Here is a 12,835-nt window from a genome sequence, read left to right as displayed (position 1 = left end):
CGCGTCCGCGCGGCCGCGCCTTTCCGTCGATCAAGGGCGAATGCACGTGGTTGGATCTCTTTTCCGCGTGCGTTTGCCCTTGATCGATGGGAATGGCCTTGATCGACGCGGCGCGCGGCTTGGTGCGACGGGACGCAGGGGCCGCAGCGCGTACGCCTGCTCAGTAGGGCCAGGCGCCTCGTGCCATGCGGAGTCCGAGGAGGAAGACGAACGCCGCCGGGCCGATAGCGAGGGCGACGGCCTGGAGGCGGTACTCGATGCGGTGCCGCAACAGTTCCAGGCCGTTCAGTGCCACGAGCACCGCCCCGAGCATCATGAACCAGCCCCACCAGTCGCCTTCGAGGTCGAGCGCGCCCGTGTTCATCAACACGAATGTGACGCCCAGCGCGGCACCAGCCACCGCCAGCGAAGCGATCATGCGGTGAAAGGCGCGGGCTAGCGGGTGCTCCGGACGCCACGCGTACGTACCAGCCACCGCCAGCGCCGGCAGGCTGATCATCAAGGGCCAGCCCTCGCCCATCTTGCCGACCATCAGCAGCGCCCCGACAGTGAAGACGAGCGCGCCGGCGCAGGCGGTCACGTACCCGAACAAGCCCTTGCCCGTGCTCCGGCCCTGCGCGAGCAGCACCGCACCGGACGCCGCGATCAGCGCGCCCGGCACCACGATGAACCCGGCCCACCAGTGGAAGTGCCCCGCCGCCTGCGCGGTGCTGGTCAAACCCGCGACGCCGACCGCCGCCCCCACCGCACCGGCGAGCCACGCCCGCGCCGGTCGCCGTACTGTCATCGCCTCGGTCTCAACGGTCACGCTGACGAATATGCCGCCGCGAACGGGCCGCGGCCATCCGGTTAGCCCTACTCTTCCTCTTCCAGGAGGCCAGACCAGCCGCCTCCCAAGGACGCAGATCCGCGGATTGCGGAGTGGGTCCGCGCGGAGGCCGCAGCGTCGCGGATGTTGCGATTCTGGCATGGCCGCGGCCGCGACGCCGGCGCCGGCGGGCGTGCGGCGCGAAGCCGCCGGTCTCCATCTCGGACCCGGCGGCCTCAGCCGCGTCAATCAAGGAGATTCGCATCGATCAAGGGCGAATGCACGCGGAAAAGAGATCGAACCACGTGCGTTTGGCCTTGATCGGCGGGCAGAGGCGCGCGGCGCGAGCCGCAAGCACAGCGCGGGAGTGCGGGGACCGGGTGGGGGTTAGAAGTCGCCGCCGCCGCCGAAGTCGCCACCCCCGAAGTCGCCGCCTCCGAAATCGCCGCCGCCGCCGTAGTCGCCACCGCCGTAGTCGCCGCCGCCCGCGTCGCCGCCGTCGTCGAAGTTGGCGCCGTCTTCGAAGCCATCGGCGTAGCCGGCGTCGAAGCCGTACCCCGGGTCGGCGAACGCTGGGGAGAAGAGCGCGTCGAAGATCAAGAGGCCGCCGATCGCGCCCGCGGCGCCGGCCAGGGCCGGCTTCCACAGTGGCTGGGAGTACCAGCCCGCGGGCACGGGCCGGCCTTGCACGCGGCCGCCCGGGTAGTAGTACGGGGTGTCGGCGCCGGGCTGGGGGCCTGCCTTGTAGTGCTGGCCCTGTACCGCCACCTCGCGCTCCTTGGTGAGGTGACCGACGCCTTGGGCGGCGGCGAGCGGGGGCAGGTCGGGGCCTGGGTCGAGGCCGAGCGCGATCCGGGCTGCCCGTGCGTAGGCGAGCCCTTCCAGGGCGGTCTCCCGTGCCAGCGCGTACTGCCGCACGGTGCGCGCCTGCTCCAACTGGCTGCCGGCGGCCGTGTACCGCTCACCCGCGTCCACGAGTGCCTGTCGGACGGCCTGGTCCTCGCCGTGGAGGTTCATCACCTGACCGCCGAGGCGTTCGTACCACCGCTGGGCCTCGGCGCGCGCGTCGGCCAGGTCGCGCTCGCGACGCGCCGCGCTCATCCGGCTCCACCACAGGCCCCCGCCGATGACCAGCACAATCAGGAGGGCCAGCAGGATCAGTTCCATGACTCCGACGGTACTCGCGGCTGTCTGTCGTATTTGTTTGGCAAGCTACCTGGCGTGGACTTTTCGACGCTGGCCGTGGTGATTGTCTGCCTGCTCGCCGGCGGGGCCGTGGGTTGGCTGGCCGCCCGCGCCCGGTCCGGCGCCGAGCTGGCTCGGCTCGATGCGACGCTCCGCGCCACCCGTGAGGGTGAGGGGCGGCTCGAGCAGTCGATGCGCGCGCTGTCGTACGAGGCCACCGCGCAGTCGCAGGAGGCGGTCGCCCGGGCGGTCGCGCCGCTGCACGAGACGCTGCGGCGATACGAGCAGCGGGTCGCCGAGTTGGAGCGGGAGCGCGTCGACGCGTACGCGGAGCTGCGCGAGCAGGTGCGTTCGATGTCGGCGGTCTCCGGCGAGCTGCGCACCGAGACCAAGCAGCTCGTGGCCGCCCTGCGCGCGCCTCAGGTACGCGGGCGGTGGGGCGAGCACCAGCTCCGGCGGATCGTCGAGGCGGCGGGGATGCTGGAGCACTGCGACTTCGCCGAGCAGGTGACCGCCTCGACCGACCACCAGGGGGTGCGCCCCGATCTGGTGGTGCGGCTGCACGGCGGGCGGTCCGTCGTGGTCGACGCCAAGGCGCCGTTCGAGGCGTACCTGGCCGCGATGGAGGCGCGTGACGAGCGCGGGCGCGACACCCAGCTCGACGCGCACGCCAAGCACCTGCGCGGGCACGTCGACGCGCTGGCCGCGAAGTCCTACTGGACCGCGTTCGACCAGACCCCCGAGTTCGTGGTCCTCTTCATACCGGCCGACACGTTCCTCGACGCGGCGCTGCAACGCGACCCGTCGCTGCTGGAGCACGCGTTCGCCCGCAACGTCGTGCTGGCCACCCCGGCGACGCTGATGGCGCTGCTGCGCACGGTCGCATACGCGTGGCGACAGGAGGCGTTGGCCCGCAACGCGGTGGCGGTACACACGCTGGCTCGCGAGCTGTACGGGCGGCTGTCCACATTGGGCGATCACGTGTCAAAGCTGGGCAGCTCGCTGGGGGGCGCGGTGACGGCATACAACAAGGCCGTGGGTTCGTTGGAGGCCCGGGTACTGGTCAGCGCCCGCAAGCTCGCCGAGCTGGGCGTGTCCGGCGACGAGCTGGTCGCACCACCGCAGCTCGAAGTGGCGCCACGCCAGCCGCAGGCGTCCGAGCTAGTCGACTGAGGCGTGCAGGGCGGCGTTCTTCTCCTCCACGAGGCGCACCAGGCTCTGCTGGAACTCCTCGATCTTGGCGCGCAGCCCGTCGTCTGAGGCGGCGAGGATGCGCACCGCGAGCAGGCCGGCGTTGCGGGCTCCGCCGATCGACACCGTGGCCACGGGTACACCGGCCGGCATCTGCACGATCGAGAGCAGCGAGTCCATGCCGTCGAGGTACTTGAGCGGCACCGGCACGCCGATGACGGGCAGCGAGGTGACCGAGGCGACCATGCCCGGCAGATGAGCCGCTCCCCCGGCACCCGCGATGATCACCTTGAGCCCCCGCGCGGCGGCCTGCTGGCCATACTCGATCATGGCGACCGGGGTGCGATGCGCCGAGACGACCTTGCTCTCGTACGCCACGCCGAACTCGTCGAGCGCCTCGGCGGCCGCCTTCATCGTCGACCAGTCCGAGTCGCTACCCATGATCACACCAACAGTCACTGACTCTCCCGAGGCCGTAGGGAACCCTCCTGAAGCCACTTGGCGGCCCGGCCGGCCCGCTCACGTACGTCGTCCAGATCGTCACCGAGCGCCGTGACGTGCCCGATCTTCCGGCCGGGGCGCACCTGCTTGCCGTACAAGTGGACCTTGACACCTGGCTCGGCGGCGAAGAGGTGGTGCAGCCGCTCGTCGATGCTCATGCCGCCCGGCTCGCCGCCGAGCACGTTGGCCATCACGACTGCCGGCGCGGTGAGCGTGGTGTCGCCCATCGGGTAGTCCAGGACCGCGCGCAGGTGCTGCTCGAACTGCGACGTGCGGGCGCCCTCGATCGTCCAGTGGCCGGAGTTGTGCGGGCGCATCGCGAGCTCGTTGACCACCAGGCCACCGTCGACCTCGAAGAGCTCCACGGCAAGCAGGCCCACCACGCCGAGTGCCGTCGCGATGTCGATCGCGAGCTGCTGGGCGGCCACGGCCAGCTCCTCGGGCAGCCCGGGCGCCGGCGCCAGCACCTCGACGCAGATGCCGTCTCGCTGGACCGTCTCGACGACCGGGTACGCGGCGACCTGACCGAACGGCGAGCGAGCCACCTGTACCGCCAGCTCGCGGCGCAGCGGCACGCGCTCCTCGAGCATCAACTCGACGCCGGGAGGCAGGGGCGAACCGGCGTCCAGCATCCACACGCCGCGGCCGTCGTACCCGCCACGCACCGCCTTCGCCACCACGGGCCAGCCAACCTCGTCGCCGAACGAGGCGAGGTCGGCGGCGTCGGGGCGCCAGCGCGGCACCGGGGCACCGAGCGCGCTCAGCCGCTCCCGCATCGCCCGCTTGTCCTGGGCGTACAGGAGCGCGTCGGCGCCCGGGTACAGCTTGACGCCCTCGGCGGCGAGCGTGCGGATGTGCTCGGTGGGGACGTGCTCGTGGTCGAACGTGACCACGTCGCAGCCCTTCGCGAACGTGCGCAGCGCCGCCAGGTCGGTGTGGTCGCCGAACTGTACGTCGGCGGCCACCAGGGCGGCACCGTCGTCGGGCGCGGCGGCGAGGACGCGCAGGGACTGGCCGAGGGCGATCGCGGCCTGGTGCGTCATCCGGGCAAGCTGCCCGGCGCCCACCATGCCGACAACAGGCAGACCGGTACGGGTATCCATTTCGGCCGCCAGCCTAGTCGCTCACTTCTTGCCCCTCGTACGAGGACGGCCTCCCTTACGCGCTGGTGGGGTGCTGAACGCCACCACGATCGGCCCGCCCACGGGGAACGGATCGTCGGCGCACAGGGCCTCGGCGGCCTCGCGAGACAGGTCTCCGGCGACGGCCAGTACGCCGGCGGAGCCCGCGATCGCGCAACCGGCGAGCGTGGCGTACGCCTCCTCGGGCAGCGTGGTGCGCAGCGCCGCCATGATGTCGGCGGCCACCCGATCGGGGGACTCGGGAGGCAGCACCACCGCCACGGCGTCGACGGCGGGTCCGCGTACACCATGCGAAGCGGCTGGACCGAACGCAGCCCGCAGCGGGCCGACCTGCTCGACCGCCACCTGCGCCGTCCATGGGCTGTCGAGCCCGGCCGACGGCCGGGCGAACCGGTGCAGCGTCCGCGCGAGGGCGCCGGGCCGGATGTCCCAGACCGGGCGGGCGCGGCCCTGCACGACCGCGACCGGCCGGGCCGCGACCAGCACACACCACTTCTCGCGGTACGCCTTGCGGCCCGCCTCGGCCAGCCGCTCGCCGACGTACCAGGCGACCTTTTCGGGCAGCTTGTCGCCGCTCGCGAACGCTTCCGTGGCGATCGCCGAACGGGTCCAGGTGGCGCCGCCGGCCCGCTTCTCGGGCTTGGGCGCGGGGCGAGGCGGTTCGGCGGGCGCGACCGACCGCAGCCAGCGCTCCACCATGTACCGGCGGAAGAGCGCGCCGGTGTCGACCTGGCCGTCCGCGAAGAGCGCGGCCAGCGCGGTCCTGGACGCACGATGCGAGCCCGGCAGGCGCGTGTGGAGCAGCACGGCGGCCAGTTCCGCGCGCATCCGCAGGAGCAGGTCGCGCATCGGCGGCTGGAGGCTGTGCGCGGCGTTGCCGGTGGCGAACCGCGCCGCGGCGGTCGGGAGCGTGCCCTCGACGATCGCCGCGAGCTCGGCCCGCAGGACCGGACCGGTCGACGCGAGCGCGCGCAGCGGGAACCGCACGGTGACGCCGTAGCGGCTCTCCAGCCGGTCGGCGATCCGAGCCAGGTGCGCGCCGCCGCCGGCCGTGTCGATCAGCGTGTCGACCTCCCCCGCGGTCGACCGAGCGGTCGCCCAGATGAGGTAGCTGTCGAGGTCGGGGACCGGTTCGCCGAGGTCGGCGAGGAGGGCGTCGAGGTCGAGTTCGTCGGCGAAGAACGGCTGGGCGCGGTGCCGCGCGCCGCTGGCCGCGACCGGTCCGAGTACCGCCGCGGCGTAGTCGGCGGCCGCCGTCGTGAGTCCGGGGAACGTTGCTGAGTAGATCATCAGCTGCCGGGGTCCGCCGGCGCCGGCCAGCGCCGCGCCGACGGTGGCCGCGCCCGCGAGGCCGTGCCCGAACCGCACGCCGATCCGGCCACGACCGAGCGCCGCGTCCAGCACCGGCCGCGCGAACCGTCCGCCTCCGTCGCGCGCCGTCGCGGTCTTTCGGGTACGCACACCGCCGGTGATCTCGACGATCTCCCCGGGGAGCACCCGGCGGATGCCCGCGTAGAACGTGGCCGCGGTGTCATCGCAGGCGCCCGTGGCGATGAACCGCGACACCACGCCCTCGTCCGGCTCGGCGGCGACCCCGGCGGCCAGCAGCGCGGCCGGCTCCGAGGCGGCGAACACCCCGTTCGCCGTCTCCGCGTAGTAGAGCGGCGGGCCGTCGCCGTTGCGCGCGAGTACCAGCCCGCCGCGGGCCGGGTCGGCGAGGATCAGCGCGTACGGCTCGGCGCCGCCCACCAGCGCGGCGGGGCCCCGGGTGGAGTACCCGCTGGCCAGCGCGCTGACCTCGGCGATCCCGTCGACCACCACGGCGATGCCGTCCTGCTCGTGTACCGCCGGCATGGCGGCGCGCACCAGCAGCGCGGCGCCACCCGCGTGCCAGGTCGCCACGTCGGGCCCGCGGCGGGCGAGCGCGGTGGACAGTGCTTTGAGCGGGCCTTCAGGTGTGCTCGCTCGTGTACTCGTTTGGGTGCTCGCTCTGGTGCGGGCGGGCCCGCTTGTGGGCGCGTAGAAGGTGCCAGCGATTCCGGCCATTAGCCGATGTTAGGCCGATATGTCCCTTATTTACCGGAGCTGCGCCACAAGTTCCCCGGTCGTGGTGACTGGGCGGTCGCAGACGAACCCCCGGCAGACGTACGCCGTCGGGCGGCCACCGAGCATCGGGCGGTCGGCGAGCAGGGGCACACCGGCCTGGTCGGACGCCCCCACCACCACGACCGCGCCGGGCGGGGCGTACTGGTACGCGGCCCGCGCCAACTCGTCGGCCACCGGCTCACCGGTCACGACCGCGATCTCGTACGGGCCGGACAGCAGCGCCTCGCCGACCGCCGCCGCGTACCCGGTGAACCGCGCGTGCCGGGCGGCGATCGGCGCGATGGTCGCCAGCGCGGACTCGGCCGCCTCCCGGTAGCGCGACTCTCCCCGCAACGCCGAGTACGCCGTCAGCGCCGCCGCCATCGCGGACAGCCCCGAGGGAGTCGCGTTGTCGGTCGGGTCCGCCGGGCGGGTGACCAGCTGCTCGGCGTCGTCGGCCGTGTCGTAGAACCCGCCATTGCCCGCCCCGAACCGGGCCAGCGCGGTATCGAGCAGCTCCCCCGCCAGGTCCAGCCAGCGCCCGTCACCGGTCAACTGGTGCACCGCGCAGAAGCCCTCGGCCACCGCGCCGTAGTCCTCCAGTACGCCGGCTGGCTCGCCCACGACACCGTCCCGCGACACCCGCCGCAGTCGCCCGTCTACCAGGTGCCGGTCGGCAAGTACCCCGGCGATCCTGGTCGCGGCGGAGGCCGTCACCGCGTCACCGGTGATCATCGCGTGCTCGGCGAGCGCGGTCACCGCCAGCCCATTCCACGCGGCGACCACCTTGTCGTCGCGGCTCGGCTGCGGCCGCTCGTCGCGAGCCGCACGCAGCCGTGCCCGCACCCGCTCCCAACGCTCCACAATCGTCTGGGCTGCGCCGCCTTCCGTCGCCGCTGCTTGTCCGTTCCCGGCAGCCGCGTCGCCTTCGCCCGCGGTCACGTCGCCTCTGCTCGCGGTCACGCCGCCTCCGCTCGCGGTCACGCCGCCTCCGCTCGCAGCTGCGTCGTCGATGTCCCTCGCTAGCCGCAGCACGCTCGTGCCGTGCTCGAAGGTTCCCGTGGCAGTCACCGCGAACAGGTCCGCCGCCCACGCGCCGTCTTCGTCGCCCAGCGCCTCACGTAGCTGGTCCGGCGTCCACGCGTACGTGGCACCCTCGACGCCGTTCGTGTCCGCGTCCAGCGCCGACGCGAGACCCCCTTCGGGCGTACCGAGGCCGTCGAGCAGGAACGCAGCCGTCTCGGCGGCCACCCGTGCGGCCAGCACATCACCGGTCAACCGCCACAGCTGCGTGTACACCCGCAGCAGCAGCGCGTTGTCGTACAGCATCTTCTCGAAGTGCGGCACTGTCCAGGTGGCGTCGACCGAGTACCGCGCGAAACCGCCCGCGAGCTGGTCGTAGATGCCGCCCCGGGCCATCGCCTCGGCGGTGTGCCGCACGATCTCCAAGCTCTCCGGAGACTTCGTACGCTGATGGTGCCGGAGCAGGAAAAGCAGGTTCATGTGCGGCGGAAACTTCGGCGCCCCACCGAAACCACCGTGCGACTCGTCGTGCTCCTTCGCGAGCTGTTCAGCCGCGCCGTCGAGTATCTCGGCCGTCAACGGCGCCGTCGGCCCTCCCACCGCCTGCGCTCCACCGACCGCCTCCACCACGGCCGCGCCCTGCTTCACGACATCGTCTCGCTGGTCGCGCCACGCGGTCGTGACGCTCTCCAGGAGACGGACAAAATTGGCTTTGGGAAAATAGGTACCGCAGAAGAAGGGCTGACCGTCCGGCGTGGCGAACACCGTCATCGGCCAGCCACCTTGACCGGTCATCGCTTGGGTGGCGGTCATGTAGACGGCGTCGACGTCGGGGCGCTCTTCGCGGTCCACCTTGATCGACACGAAGTTCTCGTTCATGAGCCGCCCGACGGCGTCGTCCTCGAACGACTCGTGCGCCATCACATGGCACCAGTGACAGGCCGCGTATCCCACCGAAATCAGTACTGGCACGTCCCGCCGTTTGGCCTCCGCGAACGCCTCGGCACTCCACTGCCACCAGTCGACCGGATTGTCAGCGTGCTGCAGCAGGTAGGGGGAGGTCGCGTCAGCCAGTCTGTTGCCCATACCGCGAAGCTATCCCGCCCACCGCCCACGCCGCACCGCCCACGCCGCACCGCCCACGCCGCACCGCCCACGCCGCACCGCTCACGCCGCACCGCCCACGCCGCACCGCCCACGGCGCACCGCCCACGGCGCGCTGGCGCGGCTCTTTCCATGGATCAAGGGCGAATGCACGCGGTTGGATCTCTTTTCCGCGTGCATTCGCCCTTAATCCATGCAGATCTCCTTGATCGGCGCCGCTGAGTAAGGGCTCTGGCGCCGCGTCAAGCCGGACCACCGCGGCCCGGCGCCGCTAGGCGCCGCCACCCGACCGGATCGTCCCGATCCGTCCGCCGGGTCTCTCGCGCTGTGAACGTTTATGGCTGCTGGAGCAGCCATAAACGTTCACAGCGCGGCGCGCTGCCCTCGGGCCCGCGCGCTTGAAACAACGGCCCCGTCTCGTTGATCAGCGCCCTTGCGCCACGCGCTCCGGCGCGCAGTCAAGGCTGCGGCAACGCACGATCCGAACCCGCCCGCCAGCGCCACCACCAGACGGAATGCCCGGTATCTCCAGCGGATACACAAATGGCCCGGCTTGTACGGCGGTCGGGCTCGCCGAACTCGGCGGCATTGCCTCCTTGCTCGAGACGGAGCTGGACCGGAGGTCCAGCTCCCACAAGCCAGCGGAGGGCGAAGCACACCGCCGGCGCACCGCGCACCGGCGCGATGCACGCCAGGCACGCAGCGCGAGCGCCCGGCGGCCGGAACTGGCGGCCGGAGGCCACTAGCGGTCCGTGGCGGGCAGCCGGCGACCGTCCGCCTACGGCAGGCGGACGACCCGCCGTTCAAGGACACAACGCCGTTGAGTTAAGCGAGCCGGACCGCCGTCAAGGGTGGTTCATTCGCCGAGATCTTGAACCGTTATTGCTCTCTCTGGCGAGCAATAACTGTTCAAGATCTCGGCGGGCATAGGTGGAATCGGGCAATCCGGCCGGTCGTGGCGCGGGCCGCGAGGGTCTGGTCGTGCGCGTCGGAGCCCTGACACAGCACCGCAACGCTTAACTCAACGGCGTTGATCAAGGACATCTGCATGGATCAAGGGCGAATGCACGCGATAAAGAGATCCAACCACGTGCATTCGCCCTTGATCGACGAGAAGAGGCCAGGCAAAGGCCGGGCGATGCCGAAAAGGCCAGGCAAAGGCTGGGCAAGGCCCGAAAGGCCCGAAAGGCCGAAGCCGGACGAGGTTAGGACGCGCCGTCGGCGCGGAGGGGGAAGACCTGGGCCTGCGCGGAGTCGAGCAGGGAGCGCAGTACCGCCACGATCTTTTCGGCCGGCATCGGCTTGAAGAAGTGGTACCCCTGCGCGGCGCTGCACCCGAGTGCGGCAAGGGCGGCGCGCTGGTCGGCGGTCTCTACGCCCTCGGCGACCACCCGCAGGCCGAGCTCGCGCCCGAGCCCCACGGTGGTCCGCACGATCGCGGCGGCCTCGGGCGAGTCGGCCATCTTTCGCACGAAGGACCGGTCGACCTTGAGTTCGTCGACCGCGATCCGAGTCAGGAACGTCAGCGACGAGAATCCGGTGCCGAAGTCGTCGACCGAGAGCTGGACGCCCAGGTCGCGCAGGGCGCCGAGCACCTCGTCGATGATCTCCAGCTCGCTGAGCACCACCGTTTCGGTGATCTCCAGGACCAGCCGGTGGGCTGGCACCCGGTACCGGCGCAGCCGCTCGGCGATGTCGGCTGGCAGGCGCGGGTCGAGGAGGCTGCGGGCGGAGAGGTTGACCGAGATCGGCACATCCATGCCGTGCGAGGCCCACTCGGCCGCGACGGTGAGCGCCTTGTCGACCACGTACCGGGTGAACGGCCCCAGCAGGTCGCTGCCCTCGATCACCCGGACGAAGTCGACCGGGCTGAGCGGGCCACGGCGGGGGTGGCGCCAGCGGATCAGCGCCTCGACGCCGGTGGGCGCGCCGGTGCTGAGGTTGACGGCAGGCTGGAGTGCGAGGACGAGCTGGTCGTCGACCTCGAGTGCCTCGCGCAGCTCGGCCAGCAGGGCCAGCCGATCGGTGCTCGCCTCGTCCTTGGCGCTGTCGTACCAAGCGACGCTGTCGCCGCCGGTCTTGGCCTGGTACATGGCGTTTTCGGCGCGGCGTACCAGCTCAGCCATGTCGGCGGTGCCGGCGGCGGCCACGACCACGCCGACCGATACCTCGACCGACATCGTCACGCCGGCTATCTCGGTGGGTGCGGCCAGGTCCTCGACGATCCGGCGGGCCCGGCGCAACGCCTGTGGCATCGGCGACTCGCCGTCGTCGAGCCCGGTCACCAGCAGGGCGAACTCGTCGCCGTCGAGGCGCGCCAGCAGCTCGCCGGAGTGGGTCAGCGCGTCAAGCCGCGCCGCACTGGCCCGAAGGAGGTCGTCGCCGGCGGCGTGCCCCAGCGTGTCGTTGACCTCTTTGAAGTGGTCGAGATCGAGCAGCAGCAGCGCGACCGGCGTGTCACGGTCGAGCCGCCGCAGCGCGACGTCGCCCTTCATGAGCAGGGCCGCACGGTTGGCAAGCTTGGTGAGCTGGTCGTGCACGGCCTCGTACCGCGCCCGCTCGGTCATGATCTGGAGCTGGCGATGCGTCGCGGCGTCATGCAGCGCGGACGCCAGCGCGTCGCTGAACGCGGACAGCGCCATCTGGTCGCGCGCGTCCGCGTCTGGACCGATCGGCCGGGCGAAGCGGACTCGCAGGTCGCCGACCGGCACTCCGCCGACCGCGAGCGGTCGCACCTCGACCTCGTCGCCGTCGTCAGCGGTGTCAGGAGCGGCGTCGGCCGGCAGGTCGGTCTCTTCGAGGGCCGAGACGCCGTCACCCCGGTACCGGCGGCGACCGCCGTCGGGGCGCAGCACCTCGACGTCGACCCGCTCGGCACCGAAGAGGGTGAGCGCGCCGGCCACGCCCGCCGTCGCGACGGCCCGTTCGTCGAGCTGGTTGAGCTCCTTCGTGGCACCGGCGAACGACTGCCAGAGCCGCCGCTCGTCTTCGGCGCGGAGCCGGTGGCCGTATGTCTGCTGGAGGAGCCACAGAGCGGGTGGCAGGAGCAGGAGCCAGCGGGGATCGCGGTCGAGCATCGCGATCACGACGAGGCCGACGAGCACGTTGCCGACGAACATCAGCAGCTTGCCGCGCAGCGCGCGAAGCAGCAGCGCCCCGATCGGGCGACCGTGCCGCAGCGACAGCGTGAGGGCTGCCAGCCAGCCGGTGACCAGCAGGTACACGAGCGCGCCGAGCGCCAGGGCACCGGCGAGCGCGGGGCTGAGCGGCTGCCTGAACGGGTCGCCGAACGCGGTGGTGACCGTGGTGGCCAGCGCGACCGCGACGGTCAGCGAGGCGGTCACGTGGAGGATCTCGATGGGCGTGCGGCGGTCGGAGAAGAACGAGAGCAGGAGCCAGGCGAGCCCGGCACCCACGAACGTGGCGGCCGGCAGCCAGCCGGCGGGCGCCAGGTACAGGCCGATGATGAGCGCGGCCTCGCCCCACGTGACGCTGACCAGGCCGGAAGCCACCCGGAGGCGCAGCCGGGCGAGCTGGGCGACCGCCATCACGCCTGCGGCGATGCCGAGCCGGCTGAGCGGCGATAGCGGACCCGCCGGCGGGGCGTCTGCCGGGGTGACAAGACCGACCACGGCTGCGGAGAGTGCGGCGGCGAGCACGATCAGGGTGAGCACGAGGGTCCGGCCCGCCCCAGCGGTGCCCTCGCGGGAGGCCGTCACGAGTCACTCCGAACCGCCGGCCTGCGACCGGCGTTTTTGGTGCGACGCATCCGGACAGAAGGAAGGAATTCGCGACG

General features: G+C 72.0%; 8 protein-coding genes. 1 reads left to right on the top strand and 7 read right to left on the bottom strand.

What is annotated here, in order from left to right; translation table 11 throughout:
• Nucleotides 1-160: 160 nt before the first annotated feature.
• Together QMG73_RS16720 and QMG73_RS16715 are read right to left on the bottom strand one after the other, a co-directional pair.
• The gene (locus QMG73_RS16720; protein WP_281896500.1) at nucleotides 161-808 is read right to left on the bottom strand and encodes a hypothetical protein; all 648 of its coding nucleotides are present in this window, start codon (nucleotides 806-808) and stop codon (nucleotides 161-163) included.
• 387 nt (nucleotides 809-1,195) lie between these two features.
• Nucleotides 1,196-1,975 (bottom strand): hypothetical protein, encoded by a 780-nt coding sequence (locus tag QMG73_RS16715; protein WP_281896498.1) that lies wholly within the window; start codon nucleotides 1,973-1,975, stop codon nucleotides 1,196-1,198.
• A 54-nt stretch (nucleotides 1,976-2,029) separates the two neighbouring features.
• Here QMG73_RS16715 and rmuC point away from each other — a divergent pair, with 54 nt between their 5' ends.
• Complete coding sequence (gene rmuC, locus QMG73_RS16710) at nucleotides 2,030-3,166, top strand: DNA recombination protein RmuC (protein WP_281896495.1); 1,137 nt, start codon at nucleotides 2,030-2,032, stop codon at nucleotides 3,164-3,166.
• On the opposite strand, the gene purE is transcribed toward rmuC, so the two are convergent.
• The 5 genes from purE to QMG73_RS16685 all read right to left on the bottom strand — a co-directional run bounded on the left by purE (nucleotide 3,155) and on the right by QMG73_RS16685 (nucleotide 12,758).
• Nucleotides 3,155-3,625, bottom strand: coding sequence for a 5-(carboxyamino)imidazole ribonucleotide mutase (purE, locus tag QMG73_RS16705; protein ID WP_281896493.1), 471 nt, complete (start codon nucleotides 3,623-3,625; stop codon nucleotides 3,155-3,157). The genes rmuC and purE overlap by 12 nt on opposite strands.
• A gap of 14 nt (nucleotides 3,626-3,639) precedes the next feature.
• Nucleotides 3,640-4,788 carry a 5-(carboxyamino)imidazole ribonucleotide synthase gene (locus QMG73_RS16700; protein ID WP_281896491.1) on the bottom strand — a complete coding sequence of 383 codons (1,149 nt, stop codon included), beginning with the start codon at nucleotides 4,786-4,788 and terminating at the stop codon, nucleotides 3,640-3,642.
• 21 nt (nucleotides 4,789-4,809) lie between these two features.
• Nucleotides 4,810-6,873, bottom strand: a complete 2,064-nt coding sequence (locus QMG73_RS16695) for a class II glutamine amidotransferase domain-containing protein (RefSeq protein WP_281896489.1) — start codon at nucleotides 6,871-6,873, stop codon at nucleotides 4,810-4,812.
• A 30-nt stretch (nucleotides 6,874-6,903) separates the two neighbouring features.
• Nucleotides 6,904-9,021 (bottom strand): thioredoxin domain-containing protein, encoded by a 2,118-nt coding sequence (locus QMG73_RS16690; RefSeq protein ID WP_281896487.1) that lies wholly within the window; start codon nucleotides 9,019-9,021, stop codon nucleotides 6,904-6,906.
• 1,223 nt (nucleotides 9,022-10,244) lie between these two features.
• Nucleotides 10,245-12,758: an EAL domain-containing protein gene (locus tag QMG73_RS16685; RefSeq protein ID WP_281896486.1), complete on the bottom strand. Its 2,514-nt coding sequence runs from the start codon at nucleotides 12,756-12,758 to the stop codon at nucleotides 10,245-10,247.
• Nucleotides 12,759-12,835 lie beyond the last annotated feature (77 nt).

This window comes from Phytohabitans aurantiacus, from assembly GCF_027923225.1.
GTDB classification, from domain to species: domain Bacteria; phylum Actinomycetota; class Actinomycetes; order Mycobacteriales; family Micromonosporaceae; genus Phytohabitans; species Phytohabitans aurantiacus.
The sequence above is the reverse complement of the archived record's forward strand: the minus strand, read 5'-3'. Positions and strand labels throughout refer to the sequence as shown.